Source organism: Streptomyces sp. NPDC017991, from assembly GCF_044328075.1.
GTDB lineage: Bacteria > Actinomycetota > Actinomycetes > Streptomycetales > Streptomycetaceae > Streptomyces.
Window position 1 is genome coordinate 801782 of sequence record NZ_JBIRGP010000001.1, and the last position, 18456, is coordinate 820237.

The window sequence follows — 18456 nt, forward strand, 5'->3', positions numbered from 1 at the left end:
TACACGATGCGCCGCGAGCGCTGTCCGTTCCCCGACCCTGTGGAGTTCACGCTTCCTGGCCCTTCAGGAAGGTCTTGATCCAGTCACTCGTCGCCGCGTGTGCCGCAGTTCGCGGAGCGCACGGCCCTGGGCACGGAACGAGCGGGAGCGGTCCGCACGCGCGGAGGGGGGGGGGGGGGGGGGGGGGGGGGGGGGGGGCCCCCCCCGCCCGGGGGGGGGGGGGGGCCCGGGCGGGCGGGGGCCCCCCCCCCCTCCGTGATGTGCGACGGTGCCGCTACCTCGATCTGCTGCTGATACGGCGCAGGAGCACGAAGCCGGCGATCACCAGCAGTCCTCCGGCCGCGGCCGGCCACAGGCTCGTACCGGTTTCCGCGAGTCCGCCCGTGACCGTCTGCGGGGCGGCCACGCCGCCCGCGTCCTCGGGTTCGGGGCCGGGTACGGCCCCGCCGGCGTCCGCGCCGCCCGTGGAGCCGGCGGCATCGCTCCGGGTCGCCGACGGTGACGTGGCCGCCTTGGGCTCGTCGTCGCCCTTGCCCTGGTCGTTCTTGCCCTTGTCGGCGCCGTCCGCCGCCTCGGTCGCCCCGGTGTTGCCGGCCGAGGGCTTCGCGGTGTTCTTGCCGCCGTTGTCCGCGGGGGTCTCGCTCTGGCCGTTGTCCCCGGGCTCGTCGTCGCCCGGCTGCTCGGTACCGGGCTCCTCCGTGCCGGGCTCGTCGTCGCCCGGCTGCTCGTTGCCCTCGGTCGGGTCCGGGGCCGGCGAAGTCGCCGGCGGGTCGGTCGGCTCCTCGCCGCCACCGCCACCGCCGTTACCGCCTCCTCCGTTACCGCCCCCGCCATTGCCGCCGCCGTTGCCGTTGCCGCCGTCATCGGCGCCGTCGCACTTACGGCCCTCGTTGATGCAGTCCACCATCTCCCCCATCAGCGCCTCGTCGAAGACGTTGATGAAGTCGCCGTGGTCGGTGCCCGGCTTGTGGAGCTGCTCGGGGAAGGAGTCCACCGCGAAGAACGGCTTCGACTTGCCGCCGTCGGCCACACTCGGCGCGTCGACGTCGTAGACGATGCGCTGCACCAGCTGCGGAATGGCCTTGAAGTCGTTCGCGCAGCTGCCGTCGGCGGCGGCGAACGCCACGTGCGTGCGGTGGTTGGCGCTGTCGATGTTCCGGCCGTCCCAGCAGCTCTGGAACCTGAAGGTGCGGACCACGTCACTGCCCTGGGGACAGAGGGGGTACTTGTCCTTCAGCTGCCGGTCCTCGAACCCGGTGCAGCTCCACGACGCGTTGGCGTTGGTGGGGCCGTTGACGAACGCCTTGGCGTCGCCGGTGATGATGCGCAGCAGCTTCGGCATGGCCGTGACCTCGCCGCGCGGGCTGCCCTCGAAGGACATCGTGGCCGCCTTGGGCCTGATGATCTCGCCGGCGTTGCCCTCGATGCCACCGCCCGGAGAGGCGGCGTCCTTCTCGTCGGCGCCGTTCTGCAGACGCAGTACGGGCCAGAAGTACGAGGACTTGTCGCCCTCGTCCTCGCAGGACGTCTCGGCGTTCGCCAGGTCCTCGTCGCTCGCGAAGGCGTCGTTGGACTGGTTGCCGACGTAGTCGTGGAAGTGGTGGGCGCCGTTGCTGACACCGGGAGCCACGATCACGTTGTCGGAGTTGAACAGCCCGTTCTCGTTCACACCGCACTTGGTGACGAAGGAGCCCTTGGAGGCGTTGCCCTGGGCGGCAGGCTTCGACACGTTCGGCTCGACGGTGGAGATGTCCACGAAGTCGGCCGCCACGGGACCGTTTCCGGCCTGGCCGCCGTTGCCGGGAGGCTGCTCGCCCTGCTCCTGCTCACCGCCCTGGCCCTGATCCTGGCCCTGGTCCTGGCCGTCGCCCTGACCCTGGTCCTGGCCGTCCTGACCGGCGCCGTCACCCGCGTTGTCGCCCTCGGCAGCGCCGTTCCCCTCACCGTCCTGCCCGTTCTCCGGCTCGTCCTGGTTGCCGGAGGCGCGGAGGATGCAGGGCGCGAAGGCGTCCAGCCCCTCGGGGCGGTCCCCCACCGCGTCGATGGCCGCCACGATGCGCTCGATGGTCGCCGCTCGCTTGTCCTTGAGCGGGTTCATGATCGAGTTCTGCGCGAAGGCGGCGTCCTGCTTGATCGCGTCCGCGGAGCTCTGCAGCCGCTGATAGGCCTCGGCGATCTGCTTGTCCAGGAGGGCGAGTTGCTTGTCGACCTCCGTCTTGGACCCGTCCGGCACCGCGGCCAGTTCACTGCCGACATCCGGGCAGTCGATCGTGGCGGCACCCGAGGCAAGGACCTGGTCGGTCTGGCCCGAGGTGCTCTCGGAGGCAGTGGCGTAGACGTTCGCCGCTACCAGCCCGCCTCCTCCCAGCATCAGCGCGACCGCCCCGATGGTCGCGCGTCGTGCGCCTGTTGGGCGTCTGCGCGTGTTGCGTCCCAAGGATCTACTCCTACGCTTCGTTGCCGACCGGCATGGCAATCCCCCGCTTCATACGGAGATGAAGCTCCGAGTGTTCAGACACATCTCGAATTCATAGAAACCTCTCATGAACCAGACGTTTGCGAGACCCGTGTCCGGGCAATCACGTTTTCCTGCGGTCTGGTTGGGGAAGGGCGTTCCGATGCGCTCCGTGAGGGCGCACCTGAGAGCGTTTCCACCGGTTTGCGCTGGTCAAGTCGCCACTCGTGGCGGGTTTTTCCGACGGCCACGAAGGGAACGTGCCATCACCTTGGGCGGCTTACGCTGCTGTTGGTGTGGTGCGAGCGGGGTCCCGCCCGCACCGGCCGCCGCGCATCCGTTCAGGCCCCGCGTCCCGGTCATCCCGCGCGAGCGACCGTCCCGCGCGAGCGCCACGCACCCCGGGCCGCGCACAGGCACCGGGCTCCGGACCCGCAGCACCCCGTACATGCACATGACAGCCCCGCCGGTCGGGCGGGACCGCCAGGGCCGTGCGCCGCGGCCGGTGTCCGACGCGGGCGGCCTCACGCATGGACGCTCTGCCGTCGCCGGCATCCGGACGCATCATGGAAGTGGATGCATTTGCCCGGATCTGCGGCTAGAGCGTGCACGGAGGCCGTCATGCAAACCCCGGACCGCTACCGGCTGACCTTCACCCATGGGCGATCGGGCGGCGAGGCCGTCACGGACGAGGTGGTCGTGGAACGGACCACCTCCCTCGGGCCGGGCGGCAACCCGGTCTACTGCGACCCCACCGGCATCCTGCGCGCCGAGATCAGCCGGGCGGGAGAAGTGCGGATGCTCGCCAGCGGCGGCTACCAGGCGCCGCTGCCGCCGTCCGCCGAGCCGCTGCCCTGAGTGTCCGGGCCTCGCGCCGGACCTCGCGCGGGAACGGGAAGGGGCCGGCCGGAAGGGGCGGCCGGGGCGGGACCGGGCGAGTCGCCGACACGCCCTTCGCCCAGGTTCGGCCAGAGGTCCGGGCCGCCTGGGCCGGACCTTCACCCGTCACACCCACCAGGGGTGCCTCTCGCCTCTCGGCCCCCGGCAGTGTAGACATGAGCATATGGTCCGATACTTGGGTCGATCCTGGGCCCGGTCGACCTCCCGCCCCAGCGGCCTGCGCGCGCGACGCAGGCGTGACCGCCCCGGCCGAGCACACGGGCGGCGGGCGCACCAGGCGCCGCACCGGCCGCCCGGTCAGCGGGGAACGCGGGAAGGCGGGTACCCGCCCGGGTCCGCGGGAGTCCGGTCGGGGTTGCGCGGACGCAGCGTCGCCGGCCAGGTCTTCCTGCTGCAGGTGGCGATCGTGCTGCTGCTGGTCGTGACCGCGGCCGGTGCTCTGGTCCTGCAGGTGCGCCACGACAGCACGACGGAGGCGCGGAACCGCTCCCTGGCCGTCGCCGAGACGTTCGCCAACGCTCCGGGCACCCGCGAGGCGCTGTCCGCCCCCGATCCCACGGCCGTGCTCCAGCCGCGTGCCGAGGCCGCCCGCCTGGGGTCCAAGGTCGACTTCCTCGTGGTGATGAACACCGACGGCATCCGCTACACCCATCCCAAACCGGACCGGATCGGCAAGAAGTTCGTCGGCACTCTCGGCCCCGCCCTGGCGGGCAAGGCCTTCACCGAGGAGATCACGGGCACCCTCGGGCCCCTCGTGCAGGCCGTGGTGCCCGTCAAGACGGACGACGGCAAGGTCGTGGGTCTGGTGTCGGCGGGCATCACGACCGAGAACGTGGGAGGGGTCGGGGACCGCCAGCTGCCCCTCCTCCTGACCGCCGCCGCGATCGCCCTGGCGCTGGCCCTGGGGGGCACGGCACTCGTGAGCAGGCGGCTGATGCGCCAGACCCACGGCCTGGGCCCGTTCGAGATGACCCGGATGTACGAGCACCACGACGCGGTGCTGCACGCCGTCCGGGAGGGCGTGCTCATCGTCGGCGGCGAGGGCCGGCTGCTGCTCGCCAACGACGAGGCACACCGCCTGCTGGATCTCCCGGAGAACGCCGAGGGACGTCATGTCCTCGAACTCGGCCTGGACGCGGACACCGGCGCCCTGCTCGCCTCGGGACACGTCGTCACCGACGAGGTACGCCTGGTCGGTGACCGGCTGCTGGCCATCAACCAGCGGCCCACGGACCTCAAGGGCGGCCCGGCGGGCAGTGTCGCCACGCTCCGCGACTCGACCGAGCTGCGCGCGCTGTCCGGCAGGGCCGAGGTGGCCCGGGAACACCTCAAGCTCCTGTACGACGCCGGGGTGGGCATCGGTACGACCCTGGACGTGACCCGTACCGCCGAGGAACTGGCGGAGGTGGCCGTCCCCCGGTTCGCGGACTTCGCCACGGTGGATCTCGCCGAAGCCGTGCTGAGCGGCGAGGAACCGGACGCGGGCACCTCGCTGCGCCGTACGGCGTTCAGCGGGATCCGCAAGGACGCGCCCCTGTACGCGGTGGGCGAGCGGATCGGATTCATCGCCTCCACCCCGCAGGCGCACAGCCTCGGCACCGGCGAGGCCGTGGTCGCGCCCGCGCTCAAGGAGGCCCACGGCTGGCTCGCCCAGGACCTGGAGCGCACCGCGCAGGTCGTGCAGTACGGGATCCACTCGCTGATCACGGTCCCTCTGCGGGCGGGGCACCTGGTGATGGGCGTGGCGAACTTCTGGCGCTCCGAGAAGCCCGAGCCGTTCGACGAGGAGGAGCTGGCCCTCGCCGAGGAACTGGTCGCCCGGGCCGCGGTCTCCATCGACAACGCGCGCCGCTACACCCGCGAGCACACCATGGCCGAGACCCTGCAGCGCAGTCTGCTGCCCCGCAACCTGCCCGAGCAGAGCGCCCTGGACATCGCCTACCGTTACCTTCCCGCCCAGGCGGGTGTGGGCGGCGACTGGTTCGACGTGCTGCCGCTGTCCGGCGCCCGGGTCGCGCTGGTCGTCGGCGACGTCGTGGGCCACGGGCTGCACGCGGCGGCCACCATGGGACGGCTGCGCACGGCGGTCCACAACTTCTCCGCGCTGGACCTGCCGCCCGACGAACTGCTGGGTCTCCTCGACGAACTCGTCGGCCGGATCGACCAGGACGAGGCGACGGAGGACGGCAGCGCCGCGATCACCGGGGCCACCTGCCTGTACGCCGTCTACGACCCGACCACCCGGCAGTGCACGGTGGCCCGGGCCGGCCACCCGCCGCCCGCGGTGGTCCGCCCGGACGGCAGTGTCGACTTCCCCGAGGTGCCCGCCGGGCCGCCGCTCGGTCTCGGCGGTCTCCCCTTCGAGACGGCCGAGCTGAAGCTGGAGGAGGGCAGCAGGCTGGTCCTCTACACGGACGGGCTCGTCGAGGACCGGGAACGGGACATCGACGTCGGCCTCGAACTCCTGCGGACCGCCCTGACCGGGGCCGACCGCTCCCCGGAGGACACCTGCCAGGCCGTCCTCGACGCACTGCTCCCGCCCCGCCCCAGCGACGACATCGCCCTGATCGTCGCGGGCACGCGCGCGCTCGGCGCCGACCGCGTCGCCGAATGGCGGGTGCCGTCCGACCCGGCGGCCGTCGGTGAGGTGCGCGCCTCGGCCACCCGGCAGCTGACGGAGTGGGACCTGGACGACCTGGCGTTCACGACGGAGCTGATCCTCAGCGAGCTGGTCACCAACGCGATCCGGTACGGCAACGGCCCCATCGAGGTCCGTATGATCCTCGACCGCAGCCTGATCTGTGAGGTCTTCGACGGCAGCAACACCTCACCGCATCTGCGGTACGCGGCCTCGACGGACGAGGGCGGACGCGGTCTGTTCCTCGTCGCCCAGCTCACCGAGCGCTGGGGCACCCGCTACACGCCCGCGGGCAAGGTCATCTGGACGGAACAACCGCTCTCCTGAGCCGAACTCCTCCCGTGCCGCACGACGTGCCCCACGGCGTGCCAACGGCCTGCCCAACGGCTGCTACTGCTTGCCGTTTCCCTGGAGGCGCTCCAGGTCGTCGGGGCGTACCTGGATGACGAACAGCGCGACGAGGGCCGCAACGAAGGCGAAGATCGCGGCGATGACGAAAGCGTGCGAGATGCCCGACGTCAGCACCTGGTCGCCCCACGGCGACGGGAGTTCGCCGGTTCTGCGGAAGCGCAGGCGCTGGGCGGGCGTCGCCTCCGCCATGAACGCGCGGACCTGATCGGTGGCCTCGTTGCGGCTGGCCGTACCGAAGACGGTGACCAGTACGGACAGGCCGAGCGAACCGCCCACCTGCTGGGTGGCGTTGAGGATTCCGGAGGCCGCCCCCGCCTCCTGCGGCGCCACACCCGACACGGCCATCAGCGTCAGCGACACGAAGTTCAGCCCCATACCGAAGCCGAAGACCAGCATGGGCCCGAGGATGCTGCCCGCGTAGGTGCTGTCGACCTCGGTCAGGGTCAGCCAGGCGAGCCCGACGGCCGAGAGGATCGCGCCCACCGTCATGAACGGCTTGGGACCCCATCGGGGCAGCAGCTGCGAGGCGATTCCGGCGCCGACCGCGATGACGGCGCTGACCGGCAGGAAGGCGAGGCCGGCCCGCAGCGGACTGAAACCGAGGACGTTCTGCACGAAGAGCGTCAGGAAGAAGAACATGCCGAACATCGCCGCGGCCAGGCTCAGCATGATCGCGTAGACCCCGGCGCGGTTGCGGTCGCGGAACATCCACAGAGGCGTGATGGGCTGCTTGGACCGGCTCTCGACGAAGATGAACGCGGCGAGGAACACCACGGCCGCCACGAACGACCCCACGGTCAGGCCGTCGCTCCAGCCCTCCTCCGAGGCGCGGATGAAGCCGTAGACGAGCAGCACCATGCCCACGGTGGAGGTGAGCGCGCCGAGGACGTCGAAGTGGCCCGGCATCCGTTCGGACTCCCGGATGTAACGGGGCGTCGCGAGCGCAATCAGCAGGCCGATGGGGACGTTGACGTACAGGACCCAGCGCCAGTCCAGCCACTCCACCAGCAGGCCGCCCGCGAGCAGGCCGATCGCGCTGCCACCGGCCGACACCGCGGCGAACACTCCGAACGCCCTGTTGCGCTCGGGCCCTTCGCGGAAGGTGGTGGTGATCAGCGAGAGGGCCGTCGGGGAGGCGATGGCGCCGCCGACGCCCTGCAGGGCGCGCGCCGCGAGCAACTGCCAGGACTCCTGGGACAGTCCGCCGAGCAGAGAGGCCAGCACGAAGAGGAGAACGCCGAAGACGAAGACCCTGCGGCGGCCGAGGATGTCGCCCAGCCGGCCGCCGAGCAGGAGCAGACCACCGAAGGTCAGTGTGTAGGCGTTCACCACCCACGACAGGTTCTCGGTCGAGAAGCCGAGCGAACTCTGGATGTGTGGGAGGGCGATGTTCACGATGGTGATGTCGAGGACCACCATCAACTGGCACGAGGCGATGACGAGGAGTGCGATTCCGCCGCCGTGGCCCCGCTCCGGGGTCTTGGCGGTGTCGGAAGGTGTCGCGTGTGAGCCCGTCATGGGATCGGCCTGTGTCCTGGCGATGTCCGGTTCCGGACGTCCGCTACACCGACGTTAGCCCTGGGCTCCCGTCCCCACCAGTCGATCACCGGGCCCACGGACGACGCCCGTCGGGAGGCGGGTTCTCACGGTGGTGCGTGGTGCCCCGCCCCGCTCAGTCCTCGCCCCTGACGATGTTCCCCTCCGGCTCCGCGGAAGTGCGGCGGGTGTCCCTGTCGGCTGTCGCCGGAAGGCAGAAGCGCACGCCTCCCACCCGGCGGCGACGGGCCTGCGCCCAGCCGGTCTCGGGGCGACGGACGGTCTCCGGTGTGCTGCCGTACGCGGTCACGACTCCTCACATTCCTTCCGCAGACCGTGCCTCCCCTGGGGGCCGGGTCTGCGTCATGTCGCTGCCATGTGTCGTCTACCGGTGCCGGGTCCCCCGCGGCGGTGCCCGGAAACCCCGCCGTATCCGGGTCGCGTCCCCGCCGCGCCCGCCGGTCCCCCGTACGGGTGGAACCGACGTCAGTGGCCGGCTCGGGAGTCGGGCTCGTGGGCCGGGGCCGTCCGCGTCGACGGGGGTCTCGCGTCACGCTCGGCGTCGTGCTGCTCCAGCAGCGACAGCAGACCCGCGACCGACAGGCCGGCGTCTGCCGGGTGGCGCAGGATCGTCCCGGGCTCGATGCGGTACTCGTTGGTGCGCCCCTGCCGGGTGTGGGTGAGATAGCCGTCCTGCTCCAGATCAGAAATGATCTTCTGTACGGCACGCTCGGTCAGCCGGCAGCGCGCCGCGATGTCCCGGATGCGGGTGTTCTGGTCCTCGGCGATCGCGGCCAGCACCCGGGCGTGGTTGGTGAGGAACGTCCAGCCGGAATGTGTCTCAGGTACTTCACCCATGACCGACAGTATACGTCCTGTGATTCACGCAAACCAAAGGGTGAAAGAATTTTCATGTATCACTTGACGTGTGAAACTCTGGGGCGGAATCTGGAGGAGACAGTGACGGTGGATGCCCCGGGAGCGGCTGCCATGTCGGAACCCACGCTTTCCGCACAGGTCGGCGGTTCGTACACAGCCTCCTGCGAAGGGCCGCCCGGCCCGGAGCACACCTCTGCGTCCCTGAAGGTCGAGACGCACCGCGCCGGTGAGTGGATGACCGTGGTGGCGGCCGGCGAGATCGACATGGACACCTGCGCGGCGCTGCGGCACTCCCTGTGCGAGGCCCTCGCCGATTCGGTGCGCGGTGTGCGTCTCGACCTGGCCGGGGTCGACTTCTGCGACTGTTCCGGACTCAACGTCCTGCTGCTCGTCCGGCGGTACGCGTTGATGGACGGCAAGAGGGTCGTCATGTGGTCCGCGAGCCGCGCCGTCGAGCGGCTGCTCGCCCTCTCGGACACCTCGTCACTGTTCACGCCCGCGGGCGATGCCGACCGTGACATCGCCCGCGGGAATCGGAACCAGCACCACGGCACGAAGCGCAGCACCATGGAGGAGAGAGCGTTGTCCGGTGACACCACGGACGCCATTGACATCGTCGACACCACCGACGCCGAGCACAGTCTGCGCGTCGAGGTGGTCCAGTTGAAGCGCGCCATGCAGACACGGCCGGTCATCGATCTGGCCCGCGGAGTCCTGATGGCGTCGTTCGGGCTGAGCCCCGAGGACGCGTGGAGCGTACTGGTCACGGTCTCTCAGAACGCCAACATCAAGCTGCACCATCTCGCCGAGGACACGGTGGCGGCCGTCACGGGCGAGCCCCTGCCCGAGGCCCTGCGCCGCCAACTCTCCGCGGCGGTGGCCGAGCTCGCGGCACTCCGCCCGGCGGCGACCCGGGAATCGGAGCCGTGAACTCGGGAGACGTCCTGGCGGACGCCCCTCCCGCAGTTCCGCCGGCCGCAGGGGCGCACGGCCCCGTCCTGGCGGCGCTGCCGTTCCAGCAGCCCGTCGCTGAGCCGGTGGACGCGACGGGGATCATGCTGAACGCCCCTGTCGGCGGGCGCGTATGACTTTCCGGAACCGCTCCCACCGCAGGGGCGGCAGGTGTGTGCACTCCGGGAAGAGACGAGGGATCGATGACCGAACAGCGTTACCACGTCATGGGTATGACCTGCGGCCGCTGCGCCGACAAGCTCGGGTCCGAGGTCGGCGGAGTCCTCGGGGTGAACGGTGTGCTCGTCGACATCGACACCGGGTCGGTGACCGTGACGGGTGAGGCGTTCGACGGGTCGAAGGTCTGCGCGGCCATCGCGGGAGCCGGTTTCGAGGTCGCCGCAGTGCTCTGACCCCTGCCCGCCGCACGCGCAGTACGCCCTGTCCAGCCGAAAAGATGCCTTTCATCCTAACGAAGGGCACATCCGGACGGACCGCACGAGCCGGGCTCCGCGTCCACTAGCTTCCCTTCCCTGCGCATGTGCCCGCACCTCAGGGCGTATCAGGGACAGAGGAGCGACGTGGCCGGAGTGAGCCTCCCGGAACATCCGTACAACCGCACGGAGGCGACCCGGCTGCTGTGCGCCGGCACGTATCAGGACGCCGCCTTCCGCCGGCGGGTCATCGACGAACTGGTGGTGCACCAGGAGCGTCCCGTGGCCCCGCCGCTGGGGGTCGACGTGCTTCCCGTGCTCACGCACGCCGTACGGATCACGCGGCAGGAGTCCCGTACCGCGGGGCTGATGCTGGCCGCCTGGCTGGGGTTCCTGCTGTCCGACGTGGTGATGTTCTGGGACAGCGTCGCCGACCGCTGGGGCGTCGGGGCCGAGGTCGGCCTCGGTGACGTGTTCACCGCGTTCTACGCGGGCGACGACCGGCTGACCGCCGGGTTGCCCATGCCGTGGTCGCAGTTCTACGCGTTCGTCGCCCTCGGCCTCTGGTGCGCCCACTCCGTGCGCGCGCAGGGCACCGACGGCCGCCAGGCGGGCCTTCCCGCTCCGGTGGCGAAGGCTGCCGCCGGTCTCGGCCTCGCGGTGACCCTGTGCGCCGTGCTGTTCGCCCTCTTCTACTGGCTCTGGTTCGTGGCCGGGGTGCTGGGCGGTGACGTACAGACGCCCTACCCGTTGCTCTTTCCGCTGCTCATCGCCCTGATCGCCTGGTGGCACGAGACCACTCAGCGCAGGGCGCTGTGCCGCTGGCTGTCCCGCTGGACGTTCCCGACGACGGCTCAACCTGACCTGCCCGCGGGCCCGTTGTACGAGGACCTGGTCGGCAGCATCCGCCGCGAGCAGACAGCCGCGTTGACCCTGTACGAGCCGGACAGTCCCTTCGTCGGGATGGGCACACCCCGCCGGGCCTGGTCCTTCGCGATGGAACTGCGCAAGCGCCCCGCTCCGCCGAACGGGCCCGACGCCCCGGACACCGGCTCCCGCTCCCCCGACGGCTCGCTGGTTCCGCACCAGAACCACGGCCCGCTCACCGCGGAGAGCGCGCTCGCCATGATCGAGCCGCAGTTGGTGCGGCTGCGCGAGTCCGCCGCCCTCACCGGGAAGGACCGGCTGCGCGAGCTGGAGGTCGACCGCTTCGTCTGTCTGCCCGGTGGGGTCGGCCGCGACGAGCTGCTGCGCCTCGGCGGCAGCGACGACGTGCACGCCGTGAGGGCGGACGGACAGCGCGACGGTGACGGCCGGACCGTCTACGACCCCGCCCAGGTCGCCGCCCATCTCGCGGAGGCCGTGGACGAGGGCGGCGAGGGACGGCGCGTCTTCCTCCGCGTCCGCGTCGGCGCCTGGCACGAGCAGGTCGTGGTGACCGTCCTGGTCCGCGTGCACACCCAGGGCGGCATGCTCGTGATGGAGGTCGTCCCGTACGTACTCGGCCCGGTCCGCAAGGACTTCAGGAGTGTGGACGCCCTCGTGGACCGGCTGCCCGAGACCTGGGCGGGCGGTGCCGTACGTGCCCTCGGACACGGGCCCGCGACCGGTGTGAGCACCGCTCTCGGCGCGCTGAGGACCCTCGCCCGGGAGATCGGCACCAGTTGGTCCGACCGGGAGACGGACCCCGACGTGCCGCGTGTCTCGCTGCGCCAGCTGGCCGGCACGACCGTTCTCCCGCCGTATCAGGAGATGGACGTCACCCGGTACATCAAGACGGTCCAGGAACGCATCGTGAACGGCATGCGCGAGGCGCTGCAGTCCCACGGCTACCGGACCGACCAGTTCGAACAGCACGTGTACCAGCTCAGCGGTGGCAGCGTCTTCGTCCAGGACATGTCCGGCGGCGCCGTCGCCACGGGCAGCCACGGCAACGCGACCGCGCACACCAACGCCCCCGCCGCGGCGAACGGCACACCGCCGCGCACCGGCGCCTAGACACCGAACCCCGAACCCCGGCCCCGAGGAACCAGCACATGAACGACACAGGACACCCCAACGGCGGCCGGCCCGCGCAGGACAGCGGATCCGGCAGTGTGCACATCGGCTCCATGAGCGGCGGTTCGATCGCCACCGGCAGCCACGGGCACGCGACGTCCGTCAACCGCACCACGGCCGAGACCGCTCTGCCGCACGAGGAACTGCTCCGGGCCATCCGCGCCCTCCGCGAGGCCCTGCCCGCCCAGGAGCGCAGCGCCGAGGACATGTCCCTCGACGGCGAACTGGCGGACGCGGAGAGTGAGATCGTCCGCACCGGGGCGGCTCCCCCGGAGCGCCTCAGCCGGCTGCTGGTGGGCGTCCGGGGCTGGCTCGGCTCACAGGCCGCGGCCGCGGGGGCCGTCGCCTCGGCCACAGCCGTCGTCCAGGGCATCGCCCAGCTCCTCGGATGACCGGCGCGACGGCGACAGGGAGGACCGCGCCATGAGGGTGTTCGACACCGAGCGGCAGGAGTGGGCCGGCTCCCGCCGCGAACGCCTCTTCCACCCCGACCAGTACCTCGACGTACGACGGCAGAAGGTGATCCGGCGGAAGACGGCGATCGTCCTCGCGGTGGCCGGCCTCACCTTCGGCGTCTGGGCCCTGGCCTGGAAGGACGAGCCGGAGCCCTACCGGGACTTCACCGCCGCCCGGTCGGACACCGCGAAGGAGACCTCGGAGGGGCCCGGGGACGGGTCCGGGGACAGCGCGCCACCTGCTCAACCCTCCGCCTCCCTGCCCGCGGGCTATGAGCCCTGGCAGGACGTGGCGGGATTCCGGGTGGCGTTCCCGACGGGCTGGGAGCGCGACAGCAGGTCGTCGCAGTACGGCATCGACGTGGTCGACTACCGCAGCCCGGACGGCACCCGACGGCTCCAGGTGTTCCAGGTGATGGAGACCTCCCCGTACGAGTCCTTGCAGGTCGCGCAGGTGGAGGCGCAGAAGCTCGACGGATACGAGGCGCTCTCCCTCACGGAGGTCCCCGGTGGCGAGGAGCAGGCCGCCGAGCACGAGTACCGTGCGGACGAGATCTCGGGCGAGCAGGGTGGCGGGACCCGGCACGTGATCGACCACCGCTTCGAGGGCGCCGACGGCGAACGGTACGCGTTGGTCGCGTACGGCTCGGACGCCGACGGGCCGGACGACGAGCGGGAACTCGTGGACACGGCGCTGCGCTGGTTCTGCCCGCCGGACACGCGGTGCGACACGCCTGCCGGCTGACGGGACCGCCGCTCCTCGCCCCAGCGGGTCGGCGTGGGCCTCAGGAGGGCGCCGCGGTCGTGCCCCGCACCTCCAGGGAGGGCGGGCTGAGGACGACTTGGCCGGGGCGGGCGGGGTCGGCGATCCGGTCGAGCAGGCACTGCGCGGCGCGGCGGCCGACGTCGTGGCCCGCGCTGTCCACGGTGGTGAGCCAGAGGTGGCGCAGCCGGGCGAGGTAGGTGTTGTCGTAGCCCACGAGGGACAGGTCCCGGGGCACCTGGAGGCCGAGTTCCTCGGCGGCCGACAGCGCGCCGACGCAGGCGATGTCGTTGAAGGCGAACACGGCGGTGGGCCGCCGGCCGGTGCTGAGCAGCCGGACCGTGGCCCGGTAGCCGCCCTCCTCGGTGAGGTCGCCCTGTTCCACGACGGCCGTGTCGCCCAGCCCGTGCTCGCGCATGACGGTCTCGAAGCCGCGGCGGCGCAGTTCGCCGACCATCCCCTGCCCGGCGATGTGGGCGATGTGCCGATGGCCGAGCCCGATGAGGTGTTCGGTGGCCAGGCGGGCGCCGTACTCGTCGTCGTTGGCGACGATGTCCGCGCGGGGCAGCACCGGCTCGCGGGCGCCCGCGACGACGGTCGGCAGTCGCCCGGCCGCCGTACGCAGCATCTCCGGGCCGGGCAGTGTGCCGACCGCGATGAGTCCGTCGACCCGCAGGTCCGTGAACATGCGGGTGAGGTCCTCGCCGAGCCGCCGGTTCAGATGGCCGTCGGCCAGCAGCATGTGCAGGCCGTGCGCGTCCAGCAGGGAGTTGAGGCCGTCGAGCAGTTCCACGAACCAGGGGTTGCGCATGTCGTTCAGGAGCACGCCCACCATGGGGGTGCCCCCTGACCGGGCGTGGTCGAGGGCCTGCGGGTGGGCACGCCGCTCGCTGAGGCTGCGCGCGGCGGCGTTGGGCCGGTAGCCGAGCTCCTCCACGGCGGCCAGGACGGCCGTCCGCTTCTCGGGGCGCACCCGGTCGGAGCCGCGCAGTACGAGCGAGACCAGGGATTTCGACACTCCGGCCCGTTCGGCGACATCGCGGATCGTCGGTGGTCTCATGAAATGGACCGTTCCACAGGCCGCGAGGGAAAGTCAAAGGGGTTGACACCTGCTGTGACGAACTCCAGTGTGATCGGATACTGATATGGACCGATCCAAAGTAGGGACAGTCATGGGGAGTACGCTCGGCGTCGCCGTCGTGGGGTTCGGCTGGATGGGGCGGGTGCACACCCAGGCGTACGCGCGCGTGCCGCACCACTTCCCGGGGCTGTCCGTACGACCGGAACTGATCGCGGTCGCCGACGAGGTGCCCGGCCGGGCCGAGGAGGCCGCCGCGCGGTACGGGTTCGCCACGGCGGCCCGGGACTGGCGTGAGGTCGCCGCCGATCCCCGGGTCCAGGCGGTGAGTGTCGCCGCTCCGAACTTCCTGCACCGCGAGATCGGCGTCGCCATGGCCGAGGCGGGCAAGCACCTCTGGATCGAGAAGCCGGTCGGTCTCACCGCCGACGACGCGCGGGCCGTCGCGGGCGCCGTCACCAAGGCCGGCGTCCAGGGCACGGTCGGCTTCAACTACCGCAACGCGCCTGCCGTCGCCGCCGCCCGCGAACTGATCGCCTCCGGCGGGATCGGCACCGTCACGCACATCCGTATCCGCCTCTTCAGCGACTACGCCGCCCATCCCGAGGGCGCCCTGACCTGGCGGTACGAGCGTGAGCGCGGCGGCAGCGGAGTGCTCGGCGACCTCGCTTCGCACGGCGTGGACCTGGCCCGCTTCCTGCTTGGCGAGATCGCGACGCTGACCGCCGACACGGCCGTCTTCGTCCCCGAGCGGGCCCGGCCCACCGGCGCCACCGCCGGCCACACCCGTTCCAGCGGCGGCGAGTTGGGGCCGGTGGAGAACGAGGACTACGTGTCCTGTCTGCTGCGCTTCGCCTCCGGCGCCCGCGGTGTCCTGGAGGCCTGCCGGGTCTCGGTCGGCGAGCAGAACAACTACGGCTTCGAGATCCACGGCACCACGGGCGCGGTCTCGTGGGACTTCCGTCGTATGGGTGAACTGGGTGTCAGCCGCGGCACGTCGTTCCAGGACCAGCCGGTGAGCACGCTGTACGTCGGACCGGGTCACGGGGAGTTCGGCGCGTTCCAGCCGGGCTCGGCCAACAGCATGGGTTACGACGACCTGAAGGTCATCGAGGCATACAACTTCCTGCGCTCCATCGCCGAGGGGACGCCGTACGGCGCCACGCTGGAGGACGCCGTTCACAGCGCAACTGCCCTGGACGCCATGGCCCGTTCCGCCGAGCACGGCACGTGGGTGAGTCCGGGGGACTGAGTCTGGCATAAGCCCGGGGTACGTGCCGCCACCTGACGTGGGCCCACCGGATCGTCAGTAGGATTGCCTGCTCATGGACACACGCCAGGTGTACGAGATGATCGCTGTCCCGCCGGGGCAGGTCACACTGTCGGACCGGCGGACGCGGCGCAGTTGGTCGGTCGAGCTCGCGCCCTACCGGCTCGGGGCCTTCGCGGTCACGCAGGCGCTGTACGCGCGGGTCTCGGGCACGTGGCCGAGCAGCGCCGACGGGGACCAACTGCCCGTCGAGGGCGTCTCGTGGTGGGACGCGGTCCGGTTCTGCAACGCCCTCTCGCTGCGGGAGGGGCTCACCCCTGCCTACGCCATCCGGGCCGACGGCGAGGGTGTCGACCGGGACGTCGACTGGGACAGGGCCGCCGACGGTTACCGGCTGCCCACGGAGGCCGAGTGGGAGCACGGCTGCCGTGCGGGTACGCCGGGGCCCCGGTACGGGCCGCTCGACGAGATCGCCTGGTACCGCGACAACTCCCAGGAGCGCGTCCACGACGTGGGCGGCAAACGGCCCAACCAGTGGGGCCTGCACGACATGCTGGGCAACGTCTGGGACTGGTGCTGGGACGTCTACGACGCGGAGGTCTACGGCGGGTACCGGGTGTTACGCGGGGGTGGGTGGTTCGACGAGCACTGGAGTGTTCGCGCCGGTGCGCGGCGCCGCAGCCATCCGAGCTACCAGGTCGACGACGTGGGCTTCCGGGTCGCCCGCTCGGTGCCGCAGTCGCCGGCCGGCGGGGGTCGAATGTGAGCTGCGGGGCGGGGGGGGGGGGGGGGGGCCCGCGCCCCCCCCCCCCCCCCCCCCCCGGCCGCGGGGCCCCCCCCGCCCCCCCCCCCCCCCCCCCCCCCCCCCCCCCCCCCCCCCCCCCCCCCGGGGGGGGGGGGGGGGGGGGGGGGGGGGTGGGGGGGGGGGGGGGGGGGGGGGGGGCGCCCGGGCGCGGCCCCCCCCCCCCGCCCCCCGGGGGGGGGGGGGCCCCCGCCGCCCCCACCCCCCCCCGCCCCGCGGTACAGACACAACCCCGCCCCCTCCCCCGCCCGGAGGGCGAACTCACCCTTTCGGGGGACAGCCCCGGCTGACAGACTCTGGTGGTGCGCGACTTCGACTTCCTCGTCATCGGATCCGGCCCGGGCGGCCAGAAGGCCGCCATCGCCGCGGCAAAGCTCGGCCGCCGGGTCGCCGTCGTAGACCGCCCCGACATGGTCGGAGGGGTCTCCATCCACACCGGAACCATCCCCTCGAAGACCTTGCGCGAGGCGGTCCTCTATCTCACCGGTCTCACCCAACGGGACCTGTACGGCCAGAGCTACCGGCTGAAGGAGGACATCACCGTCGCCGACCTGACCGCGCGCACCCAGCACGTGGTCGGCCGCGAGGTCGACGTCATCCGCAGTCAGCTGTCCCGCAACCACGTCTCCCTGTTCGCCGGCACCGGCCGCTTCGTGGACGACCACACGGTCGCCCTGCGCGAGGTGACCGGCAACGAGAAGCTGTTGACCGCGGACAACATCGTCATCGCGACCGGGACCAGGCCGGCCAGGCCCGCGACCGTCGAGTTCGACGAACTGACGGTCCTGGACTCCGACAACGTTCTCAATCTGGAGCGGGTACCCCGTTCCATGGTCATCGTCGGGGCCGGCGTGATCGGCATGGAGTACGCCTCCATGTTCGCCGCCCTCGGCAGCAAGATCACCGTGGTGGAGCAGCGCCCCGGGATGCTCGACTTCTGCGACGTCGAGGTGATCGAGTCGCTGAAGTACCACCTCAGGGAGCTGGCCGTCACCTTCCGTTTCGGCGAGACGGTCGCCGCGGTCGAGCGTCACGCGCGGGGCACGCTCACCGTCCTGGAGAGCGGCAAGAAGATCCCGGCGGACGCCGTGATGTACTCCGCGGGCCGGCAGGGCCTCACCGACGACCTCGACCTGGACAAGGCCGGTCTGTCCGCCGACCGGCGCGGCCGGATCAAGGTGGACGAGCACTACCGCACCGAGGTGCCGCACATCTACGCGGTCGGTGACGTCATCGGCTTCCCGGCACTGGCGGCGACCTCGATGGAACAGGGGCGTACGGCGGCGTACCACGCGTGCGGCGAGCCGGTGGCCCGGATGCACGACCTCCAGCCGATCGGCATCTACACGATCCCCGAGATCAGCTTCATCGGGAAGACCGAGGACCAGCTCACCGAGGACCGCGTGCCGTTCGAGGTCGGCGTCTCCCGCTACCGGGAACTGGCCCGGGGCCAGATCATCGGCGACTCGCACGGCATGCTCAAGCTGCTCGTCTCCCCCGACGACCGGAAACTGCTCGGTGTGCACTGCTTCGGTACGGGTGCCACGGAGCTGATCCACATCGGGCAGTCGGTGATGGGCTGCGGCGGGACGGTCGACTATCTGGTCGACGCCGTCTTCAACTACCCGACGCTCGCGGAGTCCTACAAGGTCGCCGCGCTCGATGCCACGAACAAGATCCGGCAGATCGATCGGCTTCGGGACTGATCGGGCGCGGGACGCCTTCGCGGTTTGCGGCACCGGGTGCGGTCGTGTGCCCGGTGCCGGCCGGCGGGGGTTGCTCGCGCCCCGCGGCGGAGCCGCACATGCCGCAGCCCCGCGCCCCTG

Annotated in this window: 16 protein-coding genes; 11 read left to right on the forward strand and 5 right to left on the reverse strand. The window is 71.6% G+C overall.

The window, feature by feature from the left end; all coding sequences use genetic code 11:
* Positions 1-274: 274 nt before the first annotated feature.
* Positions 275-2437, reverse strand: a complete 2163-nt coding sequence (locus ACH4DZ_RS03475; protein WP_398285211.1) for a DUF1996 domain-containing protein — start codon at positions 2435-2437, stop codon at positions 275-277.
* 639 nt (positions 2438-3076) lie between these two features.
* Between ACH4DZ_RS03475 and ACH4DZ_RS03480 the strand changes: the two genes are divergently transcribed.
* Both ACH4DZ_RS03480 and ACH4DZ_RS03485 read left to right on the forward strand, forming a co-directional pair.
* Complete coding sequence (locus tag ACH4DZ_RS03480) at positions 3077-3313, forward strand: DUF6296 family protein (protein ID WP_398285212.1); 237 nt, start codon at positions 3077-3079, stop codon at positions 3311-3313.
* 205 nt (positions 3314-3518) lie between these two features.
* Positions 3519-6320, forward strand: coding sequence for a SpoIIE family protein phosphatase (locus ACH4DZ_RS03485; protein WP_398285213.1), 2802 nt, complete (start codon positions 3519-3521; stop codon positions 6318-6320).
* A gap of 63 nt (positions 6321-6383) precedes the next feature.
* Here the strand turns inward: ACH4DZ_RS03485 and ACH4DZ_RS03490 are convergent, their stop codons facing one another.
* The 3 genes from ACH4DZ_RS03490 to ACH4DZ_RS03500 all read right to left on the reverse strand — a co-directional run bounded on the left by ACH4DZ_RS03490 (position 6384) and on the right by ACH4DZ_RS03500 (position 8798).
* The gene (locus ACH4DZ_RS03490) at positions 6384-7922 is read right to left on the reverse strand and encodes an MFS transporter (RefSeq protein WP_398285214.1); all 1539 of its coding nucleotides are present in this window, start codon (positions 7920-7922) and stop codon (positions 6384-6386) included.
* Between the two features lie 154 nt (positions 7923-8076).
* The gene (locus ACH4DZ_RS03495; protein ID WP_398285215.1) at positions 8077-8250 is read right to left on the reverse strand and encodes a hypothetical protein; all 174 of its coding nucleotides are present in this window, start codon (positions 8248-8250) and stop codon (positions 8077-8079) included.
* Positions 8251-8426: 176 nt separating this feature from the next.
* A complete protein-coding gene (locus tag ACH4DZ_RS03500; protein WP_398285216.1) occupies positions 8427-8798 on the reverse strand; it encodes a helix-turn-helix transcriptional regulator in 372 nt (123 codons plus the stop codon).
* A gap of 132 nt (positions 8799-8930) precedes the next feature.
* On the opposite strand from ACH4DZ_RS03500, the gene ACH4DZ_RS03505 reads away from it, so the two are divergent.
* The 6 genes from ACH4DZ_RS03505 (at position 8931) to ACH4DZ_RS03530 (ending at position 13462) form a co-directional block, all read left to right on the forward strand.
* Positions 8931-9749 (forward strand): ANTAR domain-containing protein, encoded by an 819-nt coding sequence (locus ACH4DZ_RS03505; RefSeq protein WP_398285217.1) that lies wholly within the window; start codon positions 8931-8933, stop codon positions 9747-9749.
* Positions 9746-9907 carry a hypothetical protein gene (locus ACH4DZ_RS03510; RefSeq protein WP_398285218.1) on the forward strand — a complete coding sequence of 54 codons (162 nt, stop codon included), beginning with the start codon at positions 9746-9748 and terminating at the stop codon, positions 9905-9907. Before ACH4DZ_RS03505 ends, ACH4DZ_RS03510 begins: the two co-directional genes overlap by 4 nt.
* Positions 9908-9973: 66 nt before the next feature.
* Positions 9974-10183, forward strand: a complete 210-nt coding sequence (locus tag ACH4DZ_RS03515; protein WP_398285219.1) for a heavy-metal-associated domain-containing protein — start codon at positions 9974-9976, stop codon at positions 10181-10183.
* 168 nt (positions 10184-10351) lie between these two features.
* Entirely contained in the window at positions 10352-12202 is a 1851-nt protein-coding gene (locus tag ACH4DZ_RS03520; RefSeq protein WP_398285220.1) for a hypothetical protein, read from the forward strand.
* Positions 12203-12240: 38 nt separating this feature from the next.
* Entirely contained in the window at positions 12241-12654 is a 414-nt protein-coding gene (locus tag ACH4DZ_RS03525) for a hypothetical protein (protein ID WP_398285221.1), read from the forward strand.
* A 31-nt stretch (positions 12655-12685) separates the two neighbouring features.
* Positions 12686-13462, forward strand: a complete 777-nt coding sequence (locus tag ACH4DZ_RS03530; RefSeq protein WP_398285222.1) for a hypothetical protein — start codon at positions 12686-12688, stop codon at positions 13460-13462.
* A gap of 40 nt (positions 13463-13502) precedes the next feature.
* Here the strand turns inward: ACH4DZ_RS03530 and ACH4DZ_RS03535 are convergent, their stop codons facing one another.
* Positions 13503-14540 (reverse strand): LacI family DNA-binding transcriptional regulator, encoded by a 1038-nt coding sequence (locus tag ACH4DZ_RS03535; protein WP_398285223.1) that lies wholly within the window; start codon positions 14538-14540, stop codon positions 13503-13505.
* A 112-nt stretch (positions 14541-14652) separates the two neighbouring features.
* On the opposite strand from ACH4DZ_RS03535, the gene ACH4DZ_RS03540 reads away from it, so the two are divergent.
* From ACH4DZ_RS03540 to sthA, 3 genes are all read left to right on the forward strand, one after another.
* Positions 14653-15810 (forward strand): Gfo/Idh/MocA family protein, encoded by a 1158-nt coding sequence (locus ACH4DZ_RS03540; RefSeq protein ID WP_398285224.1) that lies wholly within the window; start codon positions 14653-14655, stop codon positions 15808-15810.
* 73 nt (positions 15811-15883) lie between these two features.
* Positions 15884-16594, forward strand: coding sequence for a formylglycine-generating enzyme family protein (locus ACH4DZ_RS03545; protein ID WP_398285225.1), 711 nt, complete (start codon positions 15884-15886; stop codon positions 16592-16594).
* Positions 16595-16932: 338 nt separating this feature from the next.
* Positions 16933-18336 (forward strand): Si-specific NAD(P)(+) transhydrogenase, encoded by a 1404-nt coding sequence (gene sthA / locus ACH4DZ_RS03550; RefSeq protein WP_398285226.1) that lies wholly within the window; start codon positions 16933-16935, stop codon positions 18334-18336.
* Positions 18337-18456: the final 120 nt, after the last annotated feature.